This is a genomic window from Bradyrhizobium sp. USDA 4510, assembly GCF_054059095.1.
The window spans coordinates 5,656,469-5,681,455 of sequence record NZ_JBSSBT010000001.1 but is presented as its reverse complement, the minus strand read 5'-3'; the positions used below and the strand labels follow the sequence as shown (position 1 = coordinate 5,681,455).

Genomic DNA, 24,987 nt, shown 5'->3' with positions numbered 1-24,987 from the left:
TTCACAGCACGATCTCCGTTCCGTCGGAGGGAATCTGCCAGCCCGCCTGTTCGGCCGCCTTGCGTTCGGCCGAGGTCCCAAGCAGCGCCGGGTTGGAGTTGTTGATATGCAAAAACACTTTTCGTCCGATGTCGAGCCCGGCGAGGCTTTCGATCGCACCCTGATCGCCCGACATCGCGATATGGCCCATGCCCTGGCCGGTCTTGTTGCCAAGGCCCGCCGCGATCAGTTCGTCGTCGCGCCACACCGTGCCGTCGAAAAACACCAGCGGGGCGCCCTTGAGCCGTGATTTCAGATCGTCAGTCACCCGTGCGCAGGCGGCCAGGAAATAGAAATATTTGCCGCTGCGCCGGTCAGCAATACGCAGGCCGAGCGTATCGCCGACGCCGTCGGCGCCCGCCGGATGCGCCTTGCCCTCAAGATACCACGCGCCCTTGCCGGGAACCTCAAACGGCAGCACCTCGAGCCCGGACGGCGATCCGTCGGGCAGGGCCGGTTCGAAGGCCTGGTCGACCGCGATCGGCCGGCGGTCGACGTTCTTGTCGCTGAGCACGTTGAAGATGCTGTTCGCGCGCAGGATCGCGAGCACCCGCTCATGCGCGTAGATCGTGAACGGCGAACCCTCGCGCATCGACAGCAGCCCGGCGACCGCGTCGATCTCGCCATTGGTGAGGATGACGCCCGCGATCGGGCTGTGGCGCAGTGCGCCGTGCTTCGGATGCAGCTGCGGCGTGGCAATCAACTGCTGGCGCAGATCCGGGGACGCATTGACCAGGAACCAGTGCACACCATCGCCGCTGACGGCGATCGAGGCTTGCGTGCTCTGCAGTTCGGGGTGGTCGCTTCGCGCCGTCCTGCAGACGGCACAGCCGCAGTTCCACTGCGGAACGCCGCCACCCGCCGCGGCACCCAGGACGACGACACGAAGCATGATCCGTCCCCTGAGAAGCTTGGCCTGGAGAAGTTTGTTGGACCCAGAAACGTTACGAGGTGGACTCCGGATTTGAAACACACTCCCTTGGTCGGGAGCGCGTTACGCCCGGATGTCCACCTGCGCTAAAACGCTAAACGTGTAGAGGGCGCTGCCGCTTACTTGCGGGTTGCGCACATATACATGTTGATTTCCATGCCGACCGACACTTCAACGATCTTCGGTGCTTTCCAGGCCATTTGGCTCTCCTTGTTGCAACCGGACGAACTTTCCGCCCTGCAGGCTAAACTACTGTGGTTGGAAAAGTTCGCCAGTTAAATTTTCTGTAAGGTGCCGCCTCGAAGGGCATGCTGCACTGCGGCAAGCAAATCTTACCCACTCACAAATTTGTGCGCGCGTTTCCCGTCAAAAGCCCGTGGCATCAGACCTTTTTCCTGTTGTTAGCCACACGGTGAATGGTGATGTTGGAATAAGTAAACAGCAGCCCCGCGGTCCTCCGAAGGTCCCGGTGACGATCCTGTGCTTCCCCGCGACGGGAGGCGACTAACCGAGCCGAGTTCAGCCGATGCCACGCTATTTCTTCAACACCCGTATCGGCGACGAGCTGATCTCCGATCCCGACGGCGAAATCCTGCGGGACCCGGATCGTGCGTGGGAAATGGCGCGCGCGATGATTCGCGAACTGCTCAAGACCGAGGGCGCCGACGGCGCGCTGCTCAGCGCCGTGATCGAGGTGACCGACGACGAGGGCGAGGTCGTGCTGGAGTTTCCATTCACGGAGGCGATCCTCGATCGCCCGGACCGCTCGATGACAAGGCACTGACGCTGGCCCCGCGCGGCCACAACCATGCGTTGGCCGATGTCCGGCATGCTTCCGATTGCAATTGTCCGGACAAATTCGCAAGACTATGAACGGAAAGCCGAACGGCGCCGGGCGATGTCAATGGCGCAATCAACAACGGCTTCCACCCAGGGGAGATCTTCATGAAAAAACACTCGTTCGCACCGCGCAGCTTGCTGCTCGCGGGGGCCATGCTCGGGGCGTTCACGCTCTCTGCTGCGGCGCAACAGCCGGCCGCGCCGGCGGCAGGTGCCGCCCCTGCCGCCCAGCCGCTGCCGCCTGGCTCGCCCTTGATCGGGCGTCCCGACAATGAAGCCGCCGCCAAGCTCGCGCCGGTGGCGCCGCCGCCGCTGCCGTCCGCGCCCGACAAGCTGCCGCTCGCCAAGCTCAAGGCGCCGGCCGGCTTCAATGTCGAGGTCTATGCGGCTGGCATGGCCAATGCGCGCTCGCTGGCGCTCGGCGACAAGGGCACGGTGTTCGTCGGCAGCCGCCTCGTCGACAAGGTCTATGCGATCGTGAACAAGGACGGCAAGCGCTCGGTCAAGGTGATCGCCTCCGGTCTCTATCGTCCGAACGGCGTCGCCTTCAAGGACGGCACGCTCTACATCGCCGAACTCTCGAAGGTCTCCAAGATCGACAAGATCGAGGACAATCTGGATAACCCCCCGAAGCCCACCGTCATCTACGACAAGCTGCCGAAGGACGAGGCGCATGGCTGGAAGTTCATCGCCGTCGGTCCCGACAACAAGCTTTATGTTCCGGTCGGACAGCCCGGCAACAACGTGCTGCATGATGCCGACCACGGCCAGATCCGCCGCATGAATCTCGATGGCTCCGGCGCCGAGGTCTACGCGCTCGGCGTGCGCAACACGGTCGGCTTCGACTGGAATCCCGAGAACAAGCAGATGTACTTCACCGACAACGGCCGCGACTGGCTGTCGGAGACGGTGCCGGAAGACGAGCTCAACCGCATCACCAAGGCGGGCGAGGATTTCGGCGCGCCGTACTGCTACCAGGGCAACATCATCGACCAGGAGCTCGGCTGGGGCAAGACCTGCAAGGACTACACCGCGCCGGTCGGCCTGATGGGCCCGCATACCGCGTCGCTCGGCATGCGCTTCTACACCGGCAGCATGTTCCCGAAGACCTACAAGAACGTGATCTTCGTCGCGCGTCACGGCTCCTGGAACAAGTCGCAGAAGCAGGGTGGTGACGTGGTCGCCGTCAGGCTGAACAAGGACGGCACCGTGAAGTCGATAGAGCCGTTCCTGACCGGCTTCCTCGAAGACAACAAGTATGTCGGCCGCCCGGTCGACGTGATGCTGCTGAAGGACGGCTCGCTGCTGGTCTCCGACGACTGGAACGGCGCGGTCTATCGCGTCAGCTACGGCAAGCCGAAGGTCGCCAATCAGTAACAACCACCAACGTCATTCCGGGCTGGTGCGACAGCACCAGACCCGGAATCTCGAGATTCCGGGTTCGCCCTTCGGGCGCCCCGGAATGACACTGAAAGTCAGGAGCAGCCGATGCGTAAGTTCATGATCCCTGTGCTCCTGGTTGCATCCGCTCTTTCCGCAAATGCCGAGACCATCCAGGAGCGCGCCGCGGCGTGCTTTGCCTGCCATGGCGAGCATGGCACGTCGGAGACCGAGAACACGCCGTCGCTTGGCGGCCAGACGGCGCCCTATGCGCTGATCCAGCTCTTCATGTTCCGCGAGAAGCTGCGGGTGTTCGACCCGATGAACGAGATGGCGAAGCCGCTGACCGACGATGATTTGCGCAGCTTCTCGGACTTCATCGCGACCTTGCCGAAGCCCACGCCGCCCGCTGACGCCGGCGATCCGGCGCGGATGGCGCGGGGCCAGGCGCTGGCGCAGCAGAACCGCTGCAACAGCTGCCACAACACCGATTTCTCCGGCAAGGAGAATGTCCCGCGCATCGCCAACCAGCGCGAGGACTACCTCGCCAAGACGCTGGCCGAATACAAGGACAACAGCCGCCATGGCTATGACGCCACCATGGCCGACGTGATGCAAACGGTCACAAAGGAGCAGATCGGCGACCTTGCCTATTACATCGCGCATGTCCGCTGAAACATCAGGCGGCGGACCGCTGGCCATGTTCTCCGCGCGGCGCTAAAACGCAGCGTCACACGGAGTTGCACATGCAGGATATTTGGCGTCTGTCGGCGGCCGAGCTCGCCAGCCTCATCAGATCGAAGAAGGTGTCGGCGAAGGAGGCGGCGGAGGCGGGGCTCGCCCGGCTCGACGCGGTCAACCCGAAGCTCAACGCGGTGGTCGATCACCGGCCGGACGACGTGCTGGCGCAGGCGGCCAAGATCGATGCGGCCATTGCGCGCGGCGAGGCGGTCGGGCCGCTCGCCGGCGTGCCGGTCACCATCAAGGTCAATGTCGACCAGGAGGGCTACGCCACCACCAATGGGCTGAAGGCACAGCGCGACGTCATCGCCAGGGTCGACAATCCGGTGGTCGCCAATCTGCGCAAGGCCGGCGCGGTGCTGCTCGGCCGCACCAATTGTCCGGCGGTCTCCTATCGCTGGTTCACCACCAACCTCATTCACGGCGACACCAAGAACCCGCGCGATCCCGGCATCACCCCGGGCGGCTCGTCCGGCGGCGCGGGTTCGGCGGTCGCGGCCGGCATCGGCCACATCGCTCACGGCACCGATATCGCCGGCTCGGTGCGCTATCCGGCCTATGCCTGCGGCGTGCACGGCCTGCGGCCAAGCATGGGCCGTATCCCGGCCTTCAATTCGGCTTTGCCGGAGCGGCCGATCGGCCCGCAGATCAGCGCGGTGTCGGGCCCGCTGGCGCGCACCATCAACGATCTGCGCATCTCGCTCGCGGCGATGTCGGCGCCGGACTATCGCGACCCCTGGTATGCGCCGGTGCCGCTCGAAGGCCCGCCGCGCGAGAAGCGCGTTGCGATGTGCCTCAATCCCGACGGTCTTAATCCGGTGCCGGAAGTGGTCGCCGCGGTGGCCGATGCCGGCAAGCGCTTGCAGAAGGCCGGCTGGATCGTCGAGGAAATTGCAAACACGCCGTCCTTGCGCGAGGCGGCCGAGATCCAGACCCGGCTCTGGCTCGGCGACGGCTATGAGGCCCAGCTCGCATTCGCCGAGCGCGAGGGCGATCCCGGCGCACTGGCCTGCCTGCGCGGCGTCCGCGCCCGGGTGCATCCGTTCGACCTGTCGCAGGCACTGACCCGCCGCGCGACCCTGACGCGCGAATGGTTCGCCTTCTTCGAGAAATATCCGGTGCTGCTGATGCCGGTGTCCGGCGAGCTGCCGTTCCCCGACCATCTCGACCGCAAGGACGAGGCGTCGTTCGCGCGGGTGTGGCACGCGCAGCTGCCGCAGATTGCGATCCCGTTCATGGGGCTTCCCGGGCTCGTGGTCTCCACCGGTCTCGTCGGACGGATCCCGGTCGGCGTGCAACTGGTGGCCGGACGCTACCGCGAGGATCTCTGCCTTGCCGCTGGTGAGGCGGTCGAGGCCGGCGGCACGCCGTCGTCGCCGATCGATCCGGTCAGCTGAGATGGCGACCGTTTACGATTTCACCGCCAAGTCGCTCGCCGGCGACGACGTGCCGCTGCAGCGGTTCGAGGGCCAGGTGCTGCTGATCGTGAACACGGCGAGCGTCTGCGGGTTCACGCCGCAATACAAGGGCCTGCAGGAGCTGCACGCCGGCCTGTCGCCGCGCGGCTTCGCCGTGCTCGGCTTCCCCTGCAACCAGTTCGGCGCGCAGGAGCCGGGCGATGCGAAGCAGATCGCCGCGTTCTGCGAGACCAACTACGCCGTCACGTTTCCGATGTTCGCCAAGATCGACGTCAATGGCTCAGGTGCGCATCCATTGTACGAACACCTGAAACGTGAGAAGTCGGGCCTGCTCGGGCCCGCGATCAAATGGAACTTCACCAAGTTCCTGGTCGATCGCGCCGGCAAGGTCGTGGCGCGGCATGCGCCGACCGCCCGGCCCGAAGGATTGAGGAAGGACATCGAGGCGCTGCTATGAGCGACGACAACGACACCAACGACCAATTCCCCGACCGCCTCTCGGTCGATCCGAACAGCCCGTACTACAATGCGGATATTCTCGCCCGCGATGTCGGCATCCGCTTCAAAGGCGCCGAGAAGACCAATGTCGAGGAGTACTGCATCAGCGAAGGCTGGGTCCGCGTCACCGCCGGCAATGCCAAGGACCGTTACGGCAATCCGCTGACCATCAAGGTGCACGGGCCGGTCGAGCCGTATTTCCGGGATAAGGCGAAGTCCTGAAGCCGCTTCCTCTGCCGTCATTGCGAGCGAAGCGAAGCAATCCACGTCTCCGCTCGTTGAGAAATGGATTGCTTCGTCGCTTCGCTCCTCGCAATGACGAGGAGAGGACGGCAAACCCAACTTAGAAAGCCCCCCATGTCCGTCCGTATCGTCGACGTCCGCGAGGTGACCAAGCCGATCTCCTCGCCGATCCGCAACGCCTATATCGACTTCACCAAGATGACCTCGAGCCTGGTGGCCGTGGTCACCGACGTGGTGCGCGACGGCAAGCGGGTGGTCGGTTACGGCTTCAATTCCAACGGCCGTTACGGGCAGGGCGGTCTGATCCGCGAGCGCTTTGCGCCGCGCCTCAAGGAAGCCGATCCGAAATTGCTGCTCGATGCCGATGGCGGCAATCTCGATCCGGACAAGGTCTGGTCGACGCTGATGTCGAACGAGAAGCCGGGCGGCCATGGCGAGCGCTCGGTCGCGGTCGGCACCATCGACATGGCGGTGTGGGACGCGGTGGCGAAGATCGCGGGCAAGCCGCTGTTCCGGCTGCTCGCCGAGCGCCACGGCCTCACCGCCAATCCGCGCGTCTTCGTCTACGCAGCCGGCGGCTACTACTATCCTGGCAAGGACCTCGGCGCGCTGCGCAAGGAGATGCGTGGCTATCTCGACCGCGGCTACAACGTCGTGAAGATGAAGATCGGCGGTGCGCCGCTTGCCGAGGACCGCGAGCGCATCGAGGCGGTGCTGAAGGAGATCGGCAGCGCGGCGCAGCTTGCGGTCGACGCCAACGGCCGCTTCGATCTGGAGACCGCGATCGCCTACGCCAAGATGCTGCGCGAGTATCCGCTGTTCTGGTACGAGGAGGCCGGCGACCCGCTCGACTACGCGCTGCAGGCCGCGCTGGCCGAGTTCTATCCGGGGGCGATGGCGACCGGCGAGAACCTGTTCAGCCACCAGGATGCGCGGAACCTGATCCGCTACGGCGGCATGCGGCCGGACCGCGACTGGCTGCAATTCGATTGCGCGCTGTCCTACGGGCTCTGCGAGTATCAGCGCACGCTCGAGGTGCTGAAGACCCACGGCTGGTCGCCGAGCCGCTGCATCCCGCATGGCGGCCACCAGATGTCGCTCAACATCGCGGCCGGCCTCGGCCTCGGCGGCAACGAGAGCTACCCCGACCTGTTCCAGCCCTATGGCGGGTTCCCGGACGGCGTGCGCGTCGAGGGTGGCCACATCGTGATGCCCGACCTTCCCGGCATCGGCTTCGAGGGCAAATCCGATCTCTACAAGGAGATGAAGGCGCTGGCGGACTAAGTCCGGCCAGCGATTGCCAATCCGCCGGGGGCGCGGGGTGGGCCCGAGCTTGCTCGCCAAATTTCGTGAGCGACGCTCAGGAAATTATTGAACATTGCTCATTTCCGGATATACTCATGAGAACAGGGCGTCTTTGTCCCGGATGATCGGGAGCAGGCGCAAAAACCGGCCGTGAGGATAGCCGCATGCCATATTCAGCCAAGGATCTCCGGGACGCCGCAAATGCCGGGGTGATCAGCCCGGCCGATCTGGAACGGTTGCTCGCTTTCCTAGCGAGCAGCGCCGGGCAGGGTTCGGCGGGCGATGCAAGTCCCGCCGCCAAATTCGATGCCGCGCATGTGCTCTGGTACGCCGGCGCGCTCATTGTGATCGGTGCCATGGGCCTGTTCTCGACCCTGGCCTTCACCCAGATGGGCGGCCGCGCGCTCACGGCCTGCGCGATCGCCTATGCGGTCGGGTTCAGCGTGGCGGGTCACCACCTCTGGCACGCCAAGAATCTGCGGGTTCCCGGCGGCCTGCTGATCGCGATCGCGGTCTCGATGGCGCCGCTCGCGGTCTACGGCATCCAGGACGAGCTTGGCTGGTGGGGCAAGTTCGGCAAGCCGGGAACCGTGCAGGACTTCTACGTCTGGGTGAAGGGCAGCTGGATCTTCATGGAGATCGCGACCGTCGCCGCCGGCATCGTCGCGCTGCGCTACTACCGCTTCGCTTTCATCGTCGCGATCATCTCGGTCGCGCTGTGGTTCATGTCGATGGACCTGGCGCCGTGGTTCAGCGGCATGGCTCACGCCGATTTCGAGATGCGCCGCAGGGTGTCGATCTGGTTCGGGCTTGCCGTGCTCGCGGTCGCCTGGATCGTGGACTATCGCAGCCGCAACGGCGACTTTGCGTTCTGGCTGCATCTGTTCGGCCTGATGGCGTTCTGGGGCGGAATTAGCGCGACCGAAGGCTCAACCGAATTGAGCAAGGCGGTGTATTGCCTGCTCAGTGTCGGCCTGATCGTGATTGCCGTGATTTTGATGCGGCGCGCCTATGCGGTGTTCGGCGCGTTCGGCATCTGCCTCTATCTCGGCCATCTCGCCGACGTCGTCTTCAAGGACTCGCTGTGGTTTCCGTTCTCGCTGTCGCTGATCGGCATTGCCGTGATCGCCGCAGGCCTGCTCTACCATCGCAACGAGCGTGCGATCACTGGCTGGATCGATGCGCATCTGCCGGCGGGGTTGCGGCCGCGGTCCGCAACCGCATGACCGCGACGTCCTGATCGTTTTAGAACCGCTACAATCTGGAATTGCTACAAGAAGTGCGGCGCGCAAGCGCCGCTCTTCGTTTCCGGGCGCAAATCCGGAAGCCGACAGAAACCATTCGCATCCTTGACTTTTCCAACCCTGCGCTCGCCGCGAGGTGTATCCGCGTCCATTCGTCGCGATTTTATTCCGTAGTCACGCAAAAATTTTCTCGCGCCCGTCGTCTGGACGCACAGCGCCTCACCTCTCTAGAGGACGGCGCATCGCCTTCAACGAAGGCGAGAGTTGCTTGGGGACGACGTCATGACATCAAGAACACAAGCCCATCGTCGCACTGTCTTGCTTGCGCTGCTCACGGCGAGCTATCTCGCGCTGAGCGTTCCGCTCGCAACGTCTGCCGCACAGGCGCAATCGGCGCCGTCGCAGGCCGGCGCCTCGTCGCTGCCGCCGGTGACCGTCACCGCGCCGGCCACGCAACGTCGCCGCAACGCACCATCGACATCGCGTAACACCGCCGCAGCACGAGGCCGCCGCACCCAGACGGCACGGCGGATCGCGCCCGCGGCGGCGGCAAAACCGTTCGCGGAATCGCAGGACGCCCGCACCGGCACATCGGGCTATTTCGCCAACAGCACGTCGGTTGCGACCAGGACCAACACCGCCATCGTCAACATCCCGCAATCGCTCAACGTGATCACGCGGGAGCAGATCCGCGACCAGAACTATCAGGGCCTCACCGACGTCACCCGCTATGTCCCCGGCGTTGCCGTGCATCAGGGCGAGGGCAATCGCGACGAACTCGTGATCCGCGGCGTCGATTCCAGCGCCAACTTCTTCGTCAACGGCTTTCGTGACGACGTGCAGTATTTCCGCGACATGTACAACGCCCAGAGCATCGAGGTGCTGAAGGGGCCGAGCGCGCTGACCTTCGGCCGCGGCGCCGGCGGCGGCCTGCTCAACCGCACCCTCAAGGAAGCCGACGGCAACCGCGTCTACGAGGCGACGGCGCAGACCGGCTCGTGGGGCGATCGCCGCGTCAGCCTCGATGCCGGACAGGCGATCAACGACAACGTCGCAGCAAGGCTCAACGTGTTCTACGAGGGTGCCGACGCCTTCCGCGATTTCAATCATCTGGAGCGCTACGGCATCAATCCGACGGTGACGCTGAAGCCCGACGACAACACCAAAATCAAACTGAGCTACGAGTACTTTCACGACGAGCGCACCGCCGATCGCGGCAATCCCTCGCAGGGTCTGCCGGGCGGCGCGACCCGCTTCAACCCGACCACGCCGTTCGCGCCGAACGGCGACTTCTCGACCTTCTTCGGCAGCCCAAGCCTGAACACTGCGCAGGCGACGGTGCAGACCGGCATGGCCATCATCGAGCACGATTTCGAGAACGGGCTGACGGTGCGCAACGGCACCATCGCCGCCGACTACCAGAAATTCTATCAGAACGTCTATCCAACGGGCGGTCCGCTCGCCGGCGCGGTCAATCCTGCCGACACCGCGGTCAATCTCGGCGCCTATCAGCACACGACGAACCGCGACAATGTCTTCAACCAGACCGATTTCACCTACAAGGCCTGGACCGGGCCGCTGTTCCACACCGTCGGCTTCGGCACCGAGTTCGGCCGGCAGACCGGCGTCGATATCCGCAACACCGGCGTGTTCCCGAACGGCACCAACACCATCGTGCAGAACCCGTTCGCGCCGACCTATTTCGGCCCGGTGACGTTTCTTCACCACTTCACCGGCACCAACAGCGACGGAGTCACCACGCCCGATTCGAACAGCCGCTATGCGCTGAACATTCAGTCCGGCTATCTCAGGGACACCATCGAGATTTCGCGCGCCGTGCAGATCATCGCCGGCGCCCGGTTCGATCGCTACGACATGTCGGCCACCGACATGAACACCAACATCAATCGCAATCGCGTCGATAATCTGGTGTCGCCGCAGGGCGCCCTGATCATCAAGCCGATCGATTCGATGTCGGTCTATACCGCCTACAGCGTCTCCTTCCTGCCGGCCTCGGGCGACCAGTTCAGCGCGCTGAACGACGGCACCCTGATCCTGCAGCCGCAGCGCTTCGAGAATGTCGAGCTCGGCATGAAGTGGAACATCAATCCGAAGCTGCTGTTCTCGACCGCGGTCTACAATCTGAACCGCACCAACCAGCCGATCGCCGACGGCAACAATCCCGGCTTCTTCTTCCCCTCCGGCAGCACGCTCACGCGAGGCGTCGAGGCGAGCCTGACCGGCTATGTCACCGCGCAATGGCAGTCGTCGCTGGCCTATGCCTACACTGACGCGAAGATCACCGGCGCCACCTCGGCGACCGTCGTGCCCGGCAACCGCGTCCAGCTGGTGCCGTACAATCAGTTTGCCTGGTGGAACAAGTATCAGTTCACGCCGATGTGGGCGGCTGCGCTCGGCGTGATCTATTTCGGCGATTCCTTCGCCTCGTCCGACGATACGGTGCGGCTGCCGGGCTTCGTGCGCTTCGATGCGGCGATCTACGCCAAGATCGACGAGACCTGGAGCGCCCAGCTCAACGTCGAGAACATTTTTGACAAGGGCTATTGGGCGTCGGCTGACGGCAACAACAATATCTCGCCGGGACAGGGCCGCACGGTAAGGCTGATGGCGCGGGCGAGGTTTTAGCTTTCACCGTCATGCCCGGGCTTGTCCCGGGCATCCACGTCTTTGCCGCGGTCTACAAGAAAGACGTGGATGGCCGGGACAAGTGTTTAGTCCGGGGACATGGCTGACACCTGTTCGGACACATCACTGACAGGTTGGCGGTTGGTCAAGTCGATTGATGCGACCTGCCAGCTGGCGAAGAAGACGCCGTAATGGCCGTCGCGATCCAGCGGCCTGATGGCAAGCCGTTCGCGCGCGAAGGCCTGTGGAACCTTCCAGAAGCGTCCCTTGAAGGAGATGTAGGGCCTCGTCGATGAGACCCTGCGCACGGTCTCGCCGCTGTCGTACTCGATTTTCGGGACGCGGGCCGGCATAGCGCGGGCACTGGGTCGGAAGCGATCGGCGGGAACGTGCATATCAAGGCCTTGGTGAGGGCGCTGCAGATTGTAGATCGGCCGCCAGGCATCCAAGGCACGCTGGACTTCCGGTAGGGTGCGGAAGCGGCGCATCGCAAAGACCTCGGCCTTCAGGGTGCGATGGAAGCGTTCGTTCTTGCCGCGGGCCTGCGGGTGGCAAGGCCTGGCATGCACCACCCTGACGCCAAGCTTGAGCAGCCAGACCTTCAATCCGGTCCAGCGAATGCCGGACGTATCGCCCCATGGTGAGCCGTTGTCGGTGTAGAAGGCCTCCGGCAAACCATAGCAGCGGAACGTCGTCGTCAAGTGATCCTGCACGGTGAAACGCTGCTCGTCGGCGCAGGCCTTCAGGCACAGGACATAGCGCGAGTGATCGTCGACGATCGTTAGCGGATGACACCGCGTTCCGTCGGCGAGCGGCAGGTGGCCCTTGAAGTCCATCTGCCACAGTAGATTGGGAGCTTCCTTCTCGAAGCGGTGCCCTGGATTTGGCGGCGCGTTCTCGCTCGGCTTGACGCGGCCGTTCCGGCACAGGATCCGGTGCACCGTCGAGGGCACAGGCACCGTCTTGCCGTCCCGCTTCAGGCAGTGGGCGATCTTGCGCGCGCCGCAGACCGGATGCTTGTCGCGCACCGCAAGCACCTGCTCCTCGATGGCAGCCTCACTGCGCTTGGGCATCGCATGCGGACGCCGGGAGCGGTCAGCCAGTTCCCGATCACCAGCCTGCCAGCGCCGCAGCCATTTGTAGCCAACGTCAGGGCTGATGTTGAACCGTTGACACAGCTCGCGCCGGTTGGCGCCTTCCTGCAATGCCAGCCGCACGAACTCGTGGCGCTGATCCATTACTGACACCTCACTCCACGGCATGGACGGCCTCCCGAATCGGACCAATCCAGCCAATGTTGATGTGTCAGCTATGTCTCCGAACACCCGTCAGTGATCTGTCCGGGCTAAACAACAAGCCCGGCCATGACAACGGTAGAGAGGTGTGCTCGCAATGACGTGGAGAGGGGTTGGCCTGTCACCCCAACCGCATGTCCAGCAGCCGCCGGCCTTCGCCCTTCAACAGCTTCTTCACCGCGCTCGAAGCGATCACCTCGCCATTGTTGGCGTAGGCTTCGTGGTTCTTCTCGATGTCGTCGAGGCGGTAGAGGTAGTTGACCATGATGCCGGCGGATTCGCGCAGGCCCTTGGGCGAGAGATCGCCGAGCCAGTTGATCCGCTCCAAGCGTGCGCCGTTGCCGAGATGGAAGCGCGCGACCGAATCGATCAGTCGTCCCTTCGGCGTGCGCGCCTTCAGGAAATAGTAGGCGGCAAGCGGCTCCAGCACGGCGCGCAGCTGGGTCGCGAGCTCGGCGTTCTCGAACCAGTCGGGCTTGCCGAGGCTTTCCAGCAGCCGGCGGTCCTCCTCGGTGAGCGGCACGTCGTCGGCCTGCTTGACCCACTGCATGAAGCCCGGCACCGGCGATAGCGTCACGAAGTTGTCGAGCTTCGGCAATTCGCGGCGCAGCTCCTCGACCACCTGCTTGATCAGGAAGCTGCCGAAGGAGATGCCGCCAAGGCCGCGCTGGGTGTTGGAGATCGAATAGAACACCGCGGTGCGGGCGCGCTCGACCGGCACCGGCTCGCGCTCTTCGGCCAGCAGCGGCGCGATTGCGCCCGGGATGGCTTCGGTGAGCGCGACCTCGACGAAGATCAGCGGCTCGTCGGCCAGCGCCGGATGGAAGAAGGCGTAACAGCGGCGATCGATCGGATCGATGCGGCGGCGCAGATCGTCCCAATCGCGGATCTCGTGTACGGCCTCATAACGGATGATCTTCTCCAGAATATTGGCCGGAGACGACCAGTCTATCCTGCGCAGCACGAGGAATCCCCTGTTGAACCAGGACGAGAGCAGATGCACCACGTCGCGATCGAGCGCGGCAAGGTCCTTGTTGCCCTTCATCAATGAAAGCAGATCCGAGCGGATCGACACCAGTTCGCCGGTGCCGCCCGGCGCGCGATTGAGCCGGCGGATCAATTCCTGGCGGCGCGGCTCGGACGCGAAATGCAGGTCGCTGGCATCGTCGCCATTGGCTTTGGCGCGCCAGCTTTCGATCGCCTGCGCCAGTTTGGCGTGATCGGGGCCGAAATCGCGGGCCAGCGTCTGGAAGAACGACAGCCGCCCGGCGGCATCGAGGTGGTGGTAGCGGTCGAGCACTTCGCGCGCCATCGCGGTGCCGGAGGCTTCGCCGCGGCCGGATAACAGCGCCTCGCACAATTCCAGCAGTTCGGAAGCATCCTGCTTGTCGTCGGCCGGGCTGGCGCGGCCGAGCAGGACGCGGCCGCGTTCGGAAATCGTCGAGAGCAGATCGGAGAAGAAGGCATTGGCCATGAGCAGGTCGTATCCAGCAGGTCGTATCCAATGAAGCCGGACCTTACACGGGATTTAAGGTCGGGAGCACAGCAATCAAGCGCATGGATCGTACGGAAATATGTCGCAGCGCGACAGCGGTATAATTCGTCGTCGCTGCGCCCGGTGACAAACCCGGTTCACGTTTTCTCGCACGTTTTCTCCGCGAACGCGGTCGGTGTCTTGCCGGTAACCTGCCGGAACGCGTGGGAAAATGCCGGCACGCTGGCATAGCCGAGGTCGGAGGCGACCTGCTTGACCGAAACATTCGCGCTGCTCGACAGGCGCTCGATCGCGGCCGCGATGCGGGCGCGCTGGCACCAGCTCTTGAACGAGAGCTGCGTCTCAGCCGAGAACAGCCGCGACAGCGTCCGCGCCGAGGTGCCGACCGTGCGCGCCAGCGCGTCGATGTCGTGGTCCTGCGTCGGATCGGCCAGCACGAGGTCGGCGGCGCGGCGGCAGCGCGGCTCCTGCGGCAGCGGGATGAAGGTCGCGGAATCCTCGGCCTGGTGCAACTCCAGCATCACGAGGCGAATCAACAGATCGGTGCGCTCGCGTCCGCATGAGGCGTCGAACAGCGCGAGGATCGCCTGGTGCACCAGCGGCGACACCCGCACCACGAATTCGTGGTCGAGGCTGTCACTGCGCTTTTCGCGCGCGAGCCAGGCCTGGTCGAAATACAGCGTGCGCATCTCGATGTCGCCAAGCACGTCGATCGCGTGCGGGAGCAGGGCAGGGACCCACACCGCGCGGTCCGGCGGCACCAGCCAGCGCCCCTTCGGCGTCGTCACCTGCATGGTGCCGCTGGCGGCATAGACCAGCTGTGCCTCGCGGTGCAGGTGCGGGTCGAGCCGGACGCCCTTGCGGTAGCTGCGCGCCACCAGATGCACGCCGTCCCCGGTGACGCGCCGGTCCTGGTGGAGGGCTCTTATTGGCGGCTCAGCGATAGTCATTGGCGACATCCCGTCAGGACAAGCACCTATAACCTATTTTCGAGCAATTGAAGAATCGCGTGAGAGACGTGCCGATGAACAGTCCAAGCAACAGTCCCAGCCGGGTGATCACCTTCGTCAACGCCGCCCATTTCATCGATCACTACGCGATGCTGATTTTCGCCGCCGCCGTCATCATCATGGGTCCGGCGCTCGGCATGGCCTATTCGGAACTCCTGCCTTATGCGACCCCGGGCTTCATCGCCTTCGGCGCCGGCTCGCTGGTCACGGGCTGGCTCGGCGACCGCTGGAGCCGCCGCCACATGATGGTGATCTTCTTCGTCGGCATCGGCCTGTCGATGATCTCGGTCGGCTTCGTGCAGACACCGCTGCAGCTCGGCGCCGCACTGCTGGCGATCGGCGTCTTCGCCTCGATCTATCATCCGGTCGGCACCGCGATGATCGTGTCCTATGCCGAGAAGCTCGGCGCCCAGATGGGGATCAACGGCGTCTGGGGCAATCTCGGCGTCGCCTCGTCGGCGCTGGTGACCGGCGTGATCGGCCAGTATCTCGGCTGGCGCTGGGCCTTCATCGTGCCCGGCACGGTCACCGTGCTGATCGGCATCGCCTTTGCGATGACGGTGGTGCATGAGGACCGCAAGGGCTCCAGGCAGGCGGCAGCGCAGGTGCGGGTCGCCAAGGAGGACATGTGGCGGGTGGTGCTGTCGCTGCTGATCGTGGTGATCGCGATCTCCACCACCTTCAACGCGGTGACGGTGGCGCTGCCGAAGCTGTTCGCCGAACGGCTCGCCGACCTGACCAAGAGCCCGGCGCTGCTCGGCGTGATCGCGGCCGGAATCTATGTGTTCGGCGCGATGACGCAGTACACCATCGGCAAGCTGCTCGACAGATATTCGCTGAAGACGGTGGCGCTGCCGCTGTCGTTCCTGCTGGCGCCGTTCCTTTATCTGGCGGCGAGCCTAAACAACCTGCCGCTGATCGTGGTCTCGATCGGCATCGTGATGGGCGCGTTCGGCCAGGTCACGGTGAACGATGCCATGGTCGGCAAGTACACCACCGAGGAATGGCGCTCGCGCGCCTATGCGGTGCGCTATTTCGTCGGCTTCACCGCGGCCGGCGCGTCCGTCGGCCTGGTGGCATGGTTGTACGACCAGGGCGGCTTCTCGATGATGCTGCGCGCGTTCGCGGCACTCTGCCTGCTGGCGATCGCCGCCGCGATCATCCTGCCGCGTGAGATCCGCACCCCGGCCGCGCAGGCGGGCTGACGCAGGCGTTTTGCCGCCCGTTTAACGTTGCGACGAGGCGTGCCCGACCGGCGGGCCTCGACCGACGGCGGATAACCGTGACATGGTCACGCTTCGCGAACTTTGTTCCGACCCGCAGGTGTGGTAGGTTCAAGCGGGCCTCGGGGACGAAGGCGCCGGTTGCGCCTTGAACACGTCTTTGCGGAGCAGCCGGAGCGCTATGGGAGAAATTCGCGACTTCAAGTCAGGCCGGTCACAGCCCGACAATACACAGCCTCCCGGCGATTCAATGCCGCGGCGCCTCGCCGCGATCGTAGCGGGCGATATCGCCGGCTACAGCCGGTTGATGCAGCTCGATGAAGAAGGCACGCATACGCGCGTCAAGCGGACCCTGCGCGACCTGATCGAGCCCACAATTGCCGAGCACCACGGCAAGCTGGTCAAGACCACCGGCGACGGCTTTATCGCGATGTTCGACAGTCCGGTCGAGGCCGTCCGCTGCAGCATCGTGATCCAGCAGAACATGATCGGCCGCAACGCGGCGATCGCGAGAGATCACTGGATCGAGTACCGGATCGGCGTCAACCTCGGCGACGTCATCATCGAGCCCGACGATATTTATGGCGACGGCGTCAACGTGGCCTCGCGTCTGGAAGGGATCGCGGCGCCGGGTGACGTCTTCATCTCCGGCGGCATCTACGAGCAGATCAAGCACAAGATGGTCTGCGGATACGAATCGCTCGGCGACCGCAAGGTCAAGAACATCACCGATCCGGTCCGGGTTTATCGCGTCCTGCCGGATGCAGCCGCGTACCAACGGACGCGCAGGCGCCGCGAGTCCGTCCTGCTCACGCTGCTCGGACTGGCGGTCGCGATCATCGCCGGCGGCGTGCTGTGGTATCTGCTCGCCCAACCGCGCGGCAAGCCGGCCGATGTGGCGCAGGCGCCTCCGGCACCGACGGCATCGCCTGCCGTTCAGCCGCCGGCACCAAGCCCGGCTCCGACCCAAACCGCAAGTCCGACCCCGGCGGCGCCGACGCAGCAAGCGTCGCCTCAACCCGCGCCCTCCGCGAGCCCCACCCCAGACCTGCCGGAACCCGAACTGGTCTCGCTTCAAGCCGGCAGTTTCTCGATGGGAAGCAATGACGATCCGTCGGAGCGGCCGATCCGCCGGGTGATGGTCAAGCCCTTTGCCATGGGCAAGTATCCGGTCACGGTCCGCGAATGGAACGCCTGCGCGGCGGCCAAGGCCTGTGGCTTCACGGCCAGCGGCAAGGACGACGTTCCGGTCACCAATGTGAGCTGGAGCGATGCGAAGCAATATGTGACGTGGCTCGCCGAGCGCACCAAGAAGGCCTACCGGCTTCCGAGCGAGGCCGAGTGGGAATATGCGGCGCGCGGCGGAACGCAATCGAAGTACTGGTGGGGCGACCAGGTGCAATCGGGCCACGCCGGATGCAAGGATTGCGGCGGCGACAGTTCGGCCGAGCAGCCGGTCAAGGTCGGCAGCTACAAGCCGAATCCGTTCGGCCTCTACGACATGGGCGGCGGGGTCGATCAATGGGTCGAGGATTGCTGGCACAGGAATTACCAGGGCGCGCCGACCGACGGTGCGGTCTGGTCCGGCGGCGACTGCGCCTCCCATGTCATCCGCTCCGGCTCGTGGAAGAATGACGCACGCTATGTGCGTCCGGCCAATCGCGATAATTACGACACCAATGTCCGTTATCCGACCCACGGTTTCCGGGTCGCGCTGTCTCCCTGAGCGATCATCCCTGATCGCCAGGCTTCATGGAGGGGCTATGAAAAGTGCAGGCTTGATCATGCTCGCCGCGGCACTGACGCTGTTCGCGGCTCCGGCCGACGCGCAGAACAAGCCGGCCGGCAAGGACACCAAGCTGTATTTCATCTGGCCGCGCGACGGCGCCAAGCTCAAAAGCCCGTTCTGGTGCCGCTTTGGGCTGCGCAACATGGGTGTCACCCATGCCGGCGACGACTACCCGAACAGCGGCCATCACCATCTTCTGATCGACGTGAATGAGCCGTTGAACCCGAATGAGCCGATCCCGTCGGACAAGTCTCATCTGCATTTCGGTGCCGGCCAGACCGAGACGCAGCTCGACCTGGCGCCCGGCAAGCACACCTTGCAGTTGGTGCTGGGCGACGCCAAGCACTATCCATTCAGCCCGCCGGTCGTCTCCGAAAAAATCACCATCCGGGTCAGATAGGCCGATACGGATAGCTCCCTTGCGGGAACCGGCGCTTGCACAAGGCCGCGCCGTGCGGTTTGTTGCGCGCCTGCCGGATAGCAAGATTCGGCGTGGAGGAAGTCTGATGTCGTCTCGACTGCTGCGTCTGGCCGGCCTCGTTTTGGGAGTGATTGTCATGGCCACATCAGCGGATGCCGACGCCTTGAAGGATCAGATCGCGCCGACCGGAAAGCTCCGGGTCGCGATCGCGATCAGCCCGGCCGGCGGCGCGTTCTGGTCGACCAAAACCGAGAACGGCTATGCGGGCGTTCCCGTCGATCTCGGCCGCGAGATGGCGGCGCAACTCGGCATCCCCGTCGAATATGTCGTGCACCAGAATTCCGGCCAGATCACCGAGGCGGCGGCCAAGAGCACCTGGGACATCACCTTCCTGCCCAGGGATTCCGAGCGCGAGACCAAGATGACGTTCGGGCCGATCTATGAGGTTGCCGACGCTACCTATATCGTCAAGCCCGGCTCGACGATCACGAATTTCGCCACGCTCGACCAGGACGGCGTCAAGGTCGCCGCCGTCAATGCCACCACCACGATGCGCGGCGCGATCGCCCATCTCAAACACGCCACGGTCACGGGCTATCAGACCTATGACGAGATCTTCAATCTGCTGAAGAGTGGCGAGATCGACGCCTTCGCATTGTCGCGCGATCAACTCAATGCGATGGCGAAGAAGATTCCGGGCACGCGCGTGCTGGACGAGACCTTCAAGCAGACCGTCACCGCGGTCGCGGTGCCGCTCAACCATCCGCTCGCCGCGGCCTTCGCCACCAGGTTCATGACGGAGGCGATCGCCAACGGCACGCTGCGCAAGGCCTACGACAACAACGGGCTGAAGGGCGCGCCGGTCCGCACCGAGGCGAAGTGAAGTAGCGCGCGTATCGACTCTTTCCCCGTTACCCCGCGCAAAGGCGAAGCCTTTGCGCGGGGATGACGGTGATGGAGGGGCGCGCATCCTCTGGGCGACATCTGGGCATGCTGCATAATTCCGCGCCATCGCGCCGTGCGGTTCCTGCGCCACCAGCCTAACTCGTTGTATTGACGGGGATTTAATGCCAACCGCCAGCGTCGCCGCTTGGCACATCCATTGCTTTTGATTGCACCAGTCAATGACGACTGCCGTCCTCCGGATTGCCAAGGCCAATGCTGGCCGAGGCGAGGGGATCAAGGTGCCCGGCCCGGGCGTCTCGAGCAATCGTCGCAGCCCCATCTCCCCGGACGGACGAGCATTTCAACCAACCCGCGTCGCTTCCGGCAGGCAACCGGCGCGGCCGAATTGCGCAAGGGGATTTTACGAATGGCCTATCTCGCTCCGTCCGAATTCGTCACCAAGATGGTGGATGCCGGCGAATCCAAGATCTTCATGTCGACCCGCGACACCGTGATCCGCGCCTATATGGCCGGCGCGATCCTCGCGCTGGCAGCCTGGTTCGCCGTGACGATCAACGTCAATACGGGTCAGCCGCTTGTCGGAGCATTGCTGTTTCCGGTCGGCTTCGTCATGCTCTATCTGCTGGGCTTCGATCTGTTGACCGGCGTGTTCGTGCTCTCGCCGCTGGCGCTGCTCGACAAGCGCCCCGGCGTTACGCTCGGCGGCGTGCTGCGCAACTGGGCTCTCGTGTTCATCGGCAATTTCGGAGGCGCGCTCACGGTGGCGTTCATGATGGCGTTCGTGACGACGTTCGGCTTCACGCAGGAGCCGGACAAGGTCGGCATGACCATCGGCAACGTCGGCGAGGCGCGAACGCTGGGCTACGCGGCGCATGGTGCGGCCGGCATGGCCACGCTGTTCATCCGCGGCATGCTCTGCAACTGGATGGTCTCGACCGGCGTCGTCGGGGCGATGATCTCCACCACGGTGCCCGGGAAGGTGATCGCGATGTGGATGCCGATCCTGGTGTTCTTCTACATGGTGTTCGAGCATTCGGTGGTGAACATGTTCCTGTTCCCGTCGGGACTGATGCTGCATGCGAAGTTCTCGATCATGGACTACCTGATCTGGAACGAGATCCCGACCGTGCTCGGCAATCTCGCCGGCGGCCTCGCCTTCACCGGGCTCACGCTCTACACCACGCATGTGAAGACGGCGCCGAAGCGCCAGCGCCTCGCGGCTTGATCCTCGACGACTTATGGGGCTCTCCTGTCGCGGAGGTCCCCATTGGCTTTGGGACGGTCGATGCCGCGCGCGCTGAAAATATCGGTCGGGCAATTCTCTGATCAGGGCCGCAAGGACGCCAATCAGGACTTCCACGGCGCCTTGATCCCCGGCGAGCCGCTGCTCGGCCTGAAGGGCATCACGGTGGTGCTTGCCGACGGCATCTCCTCGAGCAGCGTCGGCCGCATCGCCGCCGAATCCGCGGTCAAGAGCTTCCTGACCGACTACTACTGCACCTCGGAATCCTGGTCGGTGAAGAGCTCGGCGCAGCGCGTGCTGGAGGCGACCAATTCCTGGTTGCACGCGCAGACAAGGCGCAGCCAGAATCCCTACGACAAGGACAAGGGTTACGTCTGCACGCTGAGCGCCCTGGTCATCCGGTCGACCACGGCGCACCTGTTCCACGTCGGCGACTCCAGGATCTACCGCGTCGCCGGCAACAGCCTCGAGCAACTGACCAACGACCACCGCGTCGTGATCTCCTCGCAGCAGAGCTATCTTGGCCGCGCGCTCGGCGTGAACCCGCAGCTCGAGATCGACTACCAGGCGCTCCCGCTGGAGCGCGGCGACATCTTCCTGCTGGTGACCGACGGGATCTACGAGCATGTCCCGGCGCGGCAGCTGGCGAAGACGATCAAGGACGGTGCCGCGTCTCTCGATGCTGCGGCGAAATCGATCGTCGAGCAGGCCTATGAGAACGGCAGCCCGGACAATCTCACCGTGCAGATCGTCCGGATCGACGAATTGCCCGACGGCGATGCCGGCGAGGTGTTCGGCCAGCCGACCGAACTGCCGCTGCCGCCGCTGCTCGACGCACGGATGCTGTTCGACGGCTATCGCATCGTGCGCGAGCTCCACGCATCGCACCGCAGCCACATCTATCTCGCGGTCGACGAGGACAGCGCCACCACGGTCACGATCAAGATCCCCTCGATCGACCTGCGCGACGATCCGGCCTATCTGAAGCGTTTCATGATGGAAGAATGGGTCGCCCGGCGGATCGACAGCCCGCATGTGCTGAAGCCGTTTTTGCCGCAGCGCAAGCGCAATTTCCTTTACGTCACGATGGAATATATCGACGGTCAGACCCTGACGCAGTGGATCACGGACAATCCAGCGCCGTCGCTGGAGACGGTACGCGGCATCACCGAGCAAATTGCAAAAGGGCTGCGCGCCTTCCACCGCAAGGAGATGCTGCACCAGGACGTCAGGCCCGACAACATCATGATCGACAGGACTGGCACGGTGAAGATAATCGATTTCGGCTCGACGCGGATCGCGGGCGTCGGCGAGGCGGCGCCGGCGGGCGTCGAGGACATCCTGGGCACCCAGCAATACACCGCGCCGGAATATTTCCTCGGTGAGGGCGGCACCGCGCGCTCCGACCTGTTCTCGCTCGGCGTCGTCACTTACCAGATGCTGACGGGACGCTTGCCCTATGGCGCGCAGATCGCGCGGGCCCGGACACGATCCGACTTCAACCGGCTGGTCTACCGTCCGGCCGCGCATCGCGGGCGCGAGATACCGGGCTGGGTCGACGGCGCGCTGGAGCGCGCCGTGCATGCCAACCCGCTCAAGCGCTATGAGAGCTTTTCGGAGTTCCTGTTCGACCTGCGCAATCCCAACGCAAAATATCTGACGACGTCATCGACCCCGCTGATCGAGCGCAACCCGGTGCTGTTCTGGAAGTCGACCACGCTGTTGCTGGCGCTGGTCGTGGTGCTGCTGCTCGCCTACGGCGCGCATCATTGGCGGTAGTGTATCTACTCGCCATCTAGTCCCGTCACCCTGAGGAGCGCGCACTTGCGCGCGTCTCGAAGGGTCGACGGCCACCAGCCGGGCCGTGCATCCTTCGAGACGCCCGCAAGTGCGGGCTCCTCAGAATGACGGGGAGGGAGTAGAACGGGGAGAGAGTCGGACGCCGCTAATGCGTCCCACCCGCCGTAATCGGATCGAGGCCGCTCTTCACCAGCGCGTCGCGCGCGTCCGGCGAGGCGAGGAAGCTGATCAGCGCCTTGCCGGCCTCACGCTCCTTTGCAGCCGTCGCGATCCCGGCGGAAAATACCGTGATCTTCTGCAACGGCTCCGGCAATGGGCCGACGATGTCGATGCCGGCGACCGGCTTCAGCTCGGAGATCTGCTGCAGGCCGATCTCGGCCTCGCCTTTGGCCACGATCTCGCCGACCGGCGTCGCCGGGATCATCCGCGCCTTGTCCTTCATCTGATCGGCGATGCCGAGCTTTGCGAACATCTCGGTCGAGACATAGACGCCGCTGGCGCTGTCGGAATAGGCGACAGACTTCGCCGCCAGCAGCGCCTGCTTGACGGTGTCGGCCGAGCCGATGTCCGGTTTTGGTGCGCCGGCCTTCACCGCGATGCCGATCGGCGACTTCACGAGGTCGACGCGGCTGTCGGCCAGCACTTTGCCCTGCTTGATGAGATCGCCGAGCGCATAGCCGACCATGATCAGCACGTCGGCCGGCTCGCCGCGCTCCAGCCGCACCGGAATGGCGTTCGTCGTGGTACCCATCGACGGCCCGAAGGCGGTCACCACCTTGTGCCCGGTCTTGCGTTCGAACTCCGGCACCAGCGCCTTGTAGGCCGCCGTCAGTCCGCCCGAGATCATGACATGGACTTCGGCGGCGGATACGGCTGAGGTGAAGGCGAGGGCGCCGATCAGGGCGAGCGTGAGGGCACGGAAGGCAGTGGGCGCGCGCATGGAGTTTCTCCCTGGACGATTCTTCGGAAGCGGGTCGTCGTGGCGGGGGAGACTACTGCCTGATGGGATGCATGGCTAGCCGCAGCGTCTTTGCGAAGCGCGCAACGATGCAGATGGAGCATTGTCAGGAGGCGAGATTTCGTAGATGGGGTAACGGGCCGGCCGCCCGCTCGCTACGGCGCAATTTGGAAGCGCGCTCGCGAGCGGCCTGTTGGTTGGAAGGCGGTCGTCCCTCAAACTGATGGTGTTCAACGGAGTCGGGCAAGCCCGCTCCAAGCATCATTAAGGGACGACCATGTACCACTATGCAGGAATTGACGTGTCTTTGGAATGCTCGAGCGTTTGCCTTGTCGATGGGACAGGCAAGATTTTGCGCGAGACGAAGGTTGCGAGCGAGCCGGCGGCGCTGATCGCCTGGTTCCGGTCGCTGGGTCTGGTACTGGAACGGATCGGGCTGGAGGCAGGCCCCTTGTCGCAATGGCTGTATGCGGGTCTGCGAGACGCAGGGCTTGCGGTCGAGCTGCTGGAAACGCGGCACGTTCGCGAAGCCTTCAAGTCGATGCCGGTGAAGACGGACCGCAACGATGCCCGCCGGATCGCGCAGTTGATGCGGCTCGGCTGGTTCCGGCCGGTGCACTGCAAGTCGGTCGCGGCGCAGGAGACCCGCGCCATCCTGACGGCGCGCAAGCTGCTGCAATCCAAGCTTCGCGATGTCGAGAACAGCCTGCGCGGCATACTTCGCGGTTTTGGCCTGAAGGTCGGTGCGACCACCGAGCGCACGTTCGCCGGACGCATCCGCGAGCTCGTGACCGGCCATCCCGGACTGGAGTTGGTCGCGGCGGCGCTGCTCCAAGCCCATGCGGTGCTGCTGCGGGAGTTCAAGAGCCTGGACAAGCACACCCAGAAGCTCGCCAGGACGCATCCATCCGCCAAGCTCCTGATGACAACGCCGTCCGTTGGTCCGATCGTGGCGCTCACCTATGCCGCGGCGATCGACGACCCGAAGCGCTTCCGCTCCTCGAAGGCCACGGGAGCCCACTTTGGGCTCACCCCGAAGAAGTACCAGTCCGGTGAGACCGACTACACCGGCCGCATCAGCAAGATCGGGGATGCCTCCGTGCGCGAGGCACTCTACCAGGCAGCTCACGTCATGCTGACCAAGCCGGTCAAGAATTGCTCGGCATTGAAGAGCTGGGCGATGCGGATCGCCCGGCGCGCAGGCATGCGCAAGGCCAAGGTAGCGCTGGCTCGCAAGCTCGCCGTGATCCTGCATCGCATGCTCGCCGACACCAAACCGTTCAACCCGATGACCAAGGCCATCTAGCCAGGAGCAGCAATCGGTTCCGGGCGGGCCACGACACCAGGCTCTCCCCGAGCGAAGTCCCTCCGCTGGGACGATGGATCCGGTCAGGCCGCCATCCGGGAAGTGGCTCACGACCACGCAATCCGTAGATTGGCCGGCCGGCTCCTCAATGCACCCCATCAGGCGACGGCCTTCGCGCCGATCCCGTACAGAAGCAAGTGCCCGGCGAGTGGATGACGCGAAAAGGGATTGACTAACCAAGGCCCGTTACAGAAGC

General features: G+C 64.4%; 22 protein-coding genes. 16 read left to right on the top strand and 6 right to left on the bottom strand.

The annotated features are described in order from the left end of the window. Position 1 precedes the first annotated feature (1 nt). Both pqqB and pqqA read right to left on the bottom strand, forming a co-directional pair. Positions 2-931 carry a pyrroloquinoline quinone biosynthesis protein PqqB gene (pqqB, locus tag ACVMDN_RS26505; protein ID WP_076823970.1) on the bottom strand — a complete coding sequence of 310 codons (930 nt, stop codon included), beginning with the start codon at positions 929-931 and terminating at the stop codon, positions 2-4. 158 nt (positions 932-1,089) lie between these two features. Next, positions 1,090-1,170 (bottom strand): pyrroloquinoline quinone precursor peptide PqqA, encoded by an 81-nt coding sequence (gene pqqA / locus ACVMDN_RS26500; RefSeq protein WP_035635412.1) that lies wholly within the window; start codon positions 1,168-1,170, stop codon positions 1,090-1,092. A 326-nt stretch (positions 1,171-1,496) separates the two neighbouring features. On the opposite strand from pqqA, the gene ACVMDN_RS26495 reads away from it, so the two are divergent. The 9 genes from ACVMDN_RS26495 to ACVMDN_RS26455 all read left to right on the top strand — a co-directional run bounded on the left by ACVMDN_RS26495 (position 1,497) and on the right by ACVMDN_RS26455 (position 11,285). Beyond that, positions 1,497-1,754 (top strand): DUF6894 family protein, encoded by a 258-nt coding sequence (locus ACVMDN_RS26495; RefSeq protein ID WP_028332662.1) that lies wholly within the window; start codon positions 1,497-1,499, stop codon positions 1,752-1,754. A 161-nt stretch (positions 1,755-1,915) separates the two neighbouring features. Further along, entirely contained in the window at positions 1,916-3,187 is a 1,272-nt protein-coding gene (locus ACVMDN_RS26490; RefSeq protein WP_141342802.1) for a PQQ-dependent sugar dehydrogenase, read from the top strand. Positions 3,188-3,298: 111 nt separating this feature from the next. Continuing rightward, a complete protein-coding gene (locus ACVMDN_RS26485; RefSeq protein ID WP_076823972.1) occupies positions 3,299-3,865 on the top strand; it encodes a c-type cytochrome in 567 nt (188 codons plus the stop codon). 71 nt (positions 3,866-3,936) lie between these two features. Continuing rightward, positions 3,937-5,328: an amidase family protein gene (locus ACVMDN_RS26480; RefSeq protein ID WP_141342801.1), complete on the top strand. Its 1,392-nt coding sequence runs from the start codon at positions 3,937-3,939 to the stop codon at positions 5,326-5,328. Between the two features lies 1 nt (position 5,329). Next, positions 5,330-5,806, top strand: coding sequence for a glutathione peroxidase (locus ACVMDN_RS26475; protein WP_456834836.1), 477 nt, complete (start codon positions 5,330-5,332; stop codon positions 5,804-5,806). Then, positions 5,803-6,069: a DUF3297 family protein gene (locus tag ACVMDN_RS26470; protein WP_016848389.1), complete on the top strand. Its 267-nt coding sequence runs from the start codon at positions 5,803-5,805 to the stop codon at positions 6,067-6,069. Before ACVMDN_RS26475 ends, ACVMDN_RS26470 begins: the two co-directional genes overlap by 4 nt. Positions 6,070-6,204: 135 nt before the next feature. Next, the gene (locus ACVMDN_RS26465; RefSeq protein ID WP_076823976.1) at positions 6,205-7,374 is read left to right on the top strand and encodes a mandelate racemase/muconate lactonizing enzyme family protein; all 1,170 of its coding nucleotides are present in this window, start codon (positions 6,205-6,207) and stop codon (positions 7,372-7,374) included. A gap of 185 nt (positions 7,375-7,559) precedes the next feature. After that, a complete protein-coding gene (locus ACVMDN_RS26460; RefSeq protein ID WP_076823978.1) occupies positions 7,560-8,621 on the top strand; it encodes a hypothetical protein in 1,062 nt (353 codons plus the stop codon). A gap of 300 nt (positions 8,622-8,921) precedes the next feature. Further along, positions 8,922-11,285, top strand: a complete 2,364-nt coding sequence (locus ACVMDN_RS26455) for a TonB-dependent receptor (RefSeq protein ID WP_141342800.1) — start codon at positions 8,922-8,924, stop codon at positions 11,283-11,285. Between the two features lie 86 nt (positions 11,286-11,371). Here ACVMDN_RS26455 and ACVMDN_RS26450 read toward each other — a convergent pair whose 3' ends face one another. The 3 genes from ACVMDN_RS26450 to ACVMDN_RS26440 form a co-directional block, all read right to left on the bottom strand. After that, a complete protein-coding gene (locus ACVMDN_RS26450) occupies positions 11,372-12,547 on the bottom strand; it encodes an IS481 family transposase (RefSeq protein ID WP_456834837.1) in 1,176 nt (391 codons plus the stop codon). Positions 12,548-12,701: 154 nt separating this feature from the next. Continuing rightward, positions 12,702-14,054: a malonyl-CoA decarboxylase gene (locus ACVMDN_RS26445; protein WP_076823983.1), complete on the bottom strand. Its 1,353-nt coding sequence runs from the start codon at positions 14,052-14,054 to the stop codon at positions 12,702-12,704. A gap of 158 nt (positions 14,055-14,212) precedes the next feature. Next, positions 14,213-15,025 carry an AraC family transcriptional regulator gene (locus ACVMDN_RS26440; protein WP_076824223.1) on the bottom strand — a complete coding sequence of 271 codons (813 nt, stop codon included), beginning with the start codon at positions 15,023-15,025 and terminating at the stop codon, positions 14,213-14,215. Positions 15,026-15,099: 74 nt separating this feature from the next. Between ACVMDN_RS26440 and ACVMDN_RS26435 the strand changes: the two genes are divergently transcribed. The 6 genes from ACVMDN_RS26435 (at position 15,100) to ACVMDN_RS26410 (ending at position 22,446) form a co-directional block, all read left to right on the top strand. Continuing rightward, positions 15,100-16,290, top strand: coding sequence for an MFS transporter (locus tag ACVMDN_RS26435; protein WP_456834838.1), 1,191 nt, complete (start codon positions 15,100-15,102; stop codon positions 16,288-16,290). Positions 16,291-16,489: 199 nt separating this feature from the next. Continuing rightward, on the top strand, positions 16,490-18,034 hold the full coding sequence (locus tag ACVMDN_RS26430) for an SUMF1/EgtB/PvdO family nonheme iron enzyme (RefSeq protein WP_076823988.1): 1,545 nt from the start codon (positions 16,490-16,492) through the stop codon (positions 18,032-18,034). 37 nt (positions 18,035-18,071) lie between these two features. Further along, the gene (locus ACVMDN_RS26425; RefSeq protein WP_028342408.1) at positions 18,072-18,497 is read left to right on the top strand and encodes a DUF4399 domain-containing protein; all 426 of its coding nucleotides are present in this window, start codon (positions 18,072-18,074) and stop codon (positions 18,495-18,497) included. A gap of 157 nt (positions 18,498-18,654) precedes the next feature. After that, the gene (locus ACVMDN_RS26420) at positions 18,655-19,401 is read left to right on the top strand and encodes a transporter substrate-binding domain-containing protein (RefSeq protein ID WP_083714860.1); all 747 of its coding nucleotides are present in this window, start codon (positions 18,655-18,657) and stop codon (positions 19,399-19,401) included. A gap of 429 nt (positions 19,402-19,830) precedes the next feature. Beyond that, positions 19,831-20,649: a formate/nitrite transporter family protein gene (locus ACVMDN_RS26415; RefSeq protein ID WP_057014910.1), complete on the top strand. Its 819-nt coding sequence runs from the start codon at positions 19,831-19,833 to the stop codon at positions 20,647-20,649. A 60-nt stretch (positions 20,650-20,709) separates the two neighbouring features. Beyond that, entirely contained in the window at positions 20,710-22,446 is a 1,737-nt protein-coding gene (locus ACVMDN_RS26410) for a bifunctional protein-serine/threonine kinase/phosphatase (protein ID WP_076823993.1), read from the top strand. A 166-nt stretch (positions 22,447-22,612) separates the two neighbouring features. Here the strand turns inward: ACVMDN_RS26410 and ACVMDN_RS26405 are convergent, their stop codons facing one another. Further along, positions 22,613-23,407 carry a substrate-binding domain-containing protein gene (locus ACVMDN_RS26405; RefSeq protein WP_057014912.1) on the bottom strand — a complete coding sequence of 265 codons (795 nt, stop codon included), beginning with the start codon at positions 23,405-23,407 and terminating at the stop codon, positions 22,613-22,615. Between the two features lie 295 nt (positions 23,408-23,702). Between ACVMDN_RS26405 and ACVMDN_RS26400 the strand changes: the two genes are divergently transcribed. After that, positions 23,703-24,731 carry an IS110 family RNA-guided transposase gene (locus ACVMDN_RS26400; protein WP_057016162.1) on the top strand — a complete coding sequence of 343 codons (1,029 nt, stop codon included), beginning with the start codon at positions 23,703-23,705 and terminating at the stop codon, positions 24,729-24,731. The last annotated feature ends 256 nt before the right edge of the window (positions 24,732-24,987 follow it).

What these genes read in the sequence shown, in the direction of transcription:
- ACVMDN_RS26455 (WP_141342800.1), top strand. Translation starts at nt 8,922, where the DNA reads ATGACATCAAGAACACAAGCCCATCGTCGCACTGTCTTGCTTGCGCTG.
- ACVMDN_RS26445 (WP_076823983.1), bottom strand. Translation starts at nt 14,054, where the DNA reads ATGGCCAATGCCTTCTTCTCCGATCTGCTCTCGACGATTTCCGAACGC.
- ACVMDN_RS26470 (WP_016848389.1), top strand. Translation starts at nt 5,803, where the DNA reads ATGAGCGACGACAACGACACCAACGACCAATTCCCCGACCGCCTCTCG.
- ACVMDN_RS26485 (WP_076823972.1), top strand. Translation starts at nt 3,299, where the DNA reads ATGCGTAAGTTCATGATCCCTGTGCTCCTGGTTGCATCCGCTCTTTCC.
- ACVMDN_RS26475 (WP_456834836.1), top strand. Translation starts at nt 5,330, where the DNA reads ATGGCGACCGTTTACGATTTCACCGCCAAGTCGCTCGCCGGCGACGAC.
- ACVMDN_RS26405 (WP_057014912.1), bottom strand. Translation starts at nt 23,407, where the DNA reads ATGCGCGCGCCCACTGCCTTCCGTGCCCTCACGCTCGCCCTGATCGGC.
- ACVMDN_RS26480 (WP_141342801.1), top strand. Translation starts at nt 3,937, where the DNA reads ATGCAGGATATTTGGCGTCTGTCGGCGGCCGAGCTCGCCAGCCTCATC.
- ACVMDN_RS26410 (WP_076823993.1), top strand. Translation starts at nt 20,710, where the DNA reads ATGCCGCGCGCGCTGAAAATATCGGTCGGGCAATTCTCTGATCAGGGC.
- pqqA (WP_035635412.1), bottom strand. Translation starts at nt 1,170, where the DNA reads ATGGCCTGGAAAGCACCGAAGATCGTTGAAGTGTCGGTCGGCATGGAA.
- ACVMDN_RS26460 (WP_076823978.1), top strand. Translation starts at nt 7,560, where the DNA reads ATGCCATATTCAGCCAAGGATCTCCGGGACGCCGCAAATGCCGGGGTG.
- ACVMDN_RS26400 (WP_057016162.1), top strand. Translation starts at nt 23,703, where the DNA reads ATGTACCACTATGCAGGAATTGACGTGTCTTTGGAATGCTCGAGCGTT.
- pqqB (WP_076823970.1), bottom strand. Translation starts at nt 931, where the DNA reads ATGCTTCGTGTCGTCGTCCTGGGTGCCGCGGCGGGTGGCGGCGTTCCG.
- ACVMDN_RS26440 (WP_076824223.1), bottom strand. Translation starts at nt 15,025, where the DNA reads ATGACTATCGCTGAGCCGCCAATAAGAGCCCTCCACCAGGACCGGCGC.
- ACVMDN_RS26495 (WP_028332662.1), top strand. Translation starts at nt 1,497, where the DNA reads ATGCCACGCTATTTCTTCAACACCCGTATCGGCGACGAGCTGATCTCC.
- ACVMDN_RS26415 (WP_057014910.1), top strand. Translation starts at nt 19,831, where the DNA reads ATGGCCTATCTCGCTCCGTCCGAATTCGTCACCAAGATGGTGGATGCC.
- ACVMDN_RS26435 (WP_456834838.1), top strand. Translation starts at nt 15,100, where the DNA reads ATGAACAGTCCAAGCAACAGTCCCAGCCGGGTGATCACCTTCGTCAAC.
- ACVMDN_RS26425 (WP_028342408.1), top strand. Translation starts at nt 18,072, where the DNA reads ATGAAAAGTGCAGGCTTGATCATGCTCGCCGCGGCACTGACGCTGTTC.
- ACVMDN_RS26465 (WP_076823976.1), top strand. Translation starts at nt 6,205, where the DNA reads ATGTCCGTCCGTATCGTCGACGTCCGCGAGGTGACCAAGCCGATCTCC.
- ACVMDN_RS26490 (WP_141342802.1), top strand. Translation starts at nt 1,916, where the DNA reads ATGAAAAAACACTCGTTCGCACCGCGCAGCTTGCTGCTCGCGGGGGCC.
- ACVMDN_RS26430 (WP_076823988.1), top strand. Translation starts at nt 16,490, where the DNA reads ATGGGAGAAATTCGCGACTTCAAGTCAGGCCGGTCACAGCCCGACAAT.
- ACVMDN_RS26420 (WP_083714860.1), top strand. Translation starts at nt 18,655, where the DNA reads ATGGCCACATCAGCGGATGCCGACGCCTTGAAGGATCAGATCGCGCCG.
- ACVMDN_RS26450 (WP_456834837.1), bottom strand. Translation starts at nt 12,547, where the DNA reads ATGCCGTGGAGTGAGGTGTCAGTAATGGATCAGCGCCACGAGTTCGTG.